The sequence below is a fragment of the Nocardia halotolerans genome, assembly GCF_042650145.1.
Taxonomy (GTDB): Bacteria; Actinomycetota; Actinomycetes; order Mycobacteriales; family Mycobacteriaceae; genus Nocardia; species Nocardia halotolerans.
In genome coordinates this window covers 92,763-93,260 of sequence record NZ_JBHSDL010000042.1, presented here as the reverse complement: position 1 = coordinate 93,260, position 498 = coordinate 92,763, and the positions used below count along the sequence as shown (strand labels likewise).

Here is a 498-nt window from a genome sequence, read left to right as displayed (position 1 = left end):
GTGCCCGAGCACGCCGAACTGGCCTGGGTGCTGAGCTGTATCACCGGTTTCGGTGAGGCGAGCCGGATGACCCAGTTCAAGGACAAGTCGGTCAAGCAGGGCGCTGAGAACGCGACCGTCGGCCTGTTCACCTACCCGGTGCTGATGGCCGCCGACATCCTGCTCTACCGCCCGCAGCAGGTGCCCGTCGGCGAGGATCAGCGTCAGCATCTCGAGCTCACCCGGAACCTGGCTCAGCGCTTCAACACTCGGTTCAAGAAGACGTTCGTGGTGCCCGAGCCGCACATCGTGAAGGGCACCGCCAAGATTTTCGATCTGCAGGATCCCACCGCCAAGATGAGCAAGTCGGCCTCGAGCGACGCGGGTCTGATCAACCTGCTCGACGACCCGAAGGCGACCGCCAAGAAGGTGCGTTCGGCCGTCACCGACACCGAGCGTGAGATCCGCTACGATCCCGAACACAAGGCGGGTGTGAGCAATCTGCTGGTGATCCTCAGT

General features: G+C 63.3%; 1 protein-coding gene. It reads left to right on the top strand.

Annotation, left to right across the window (positions count from 1 at the left end):
• Positions 1-498: tryptophan--tRNA ligase (gene trpS, locus ACFO5K_RS27165; RefSeq protein ID WP_378568771.1), on the top strand; the 498-nt coding region annotated here is incomplete at both ends.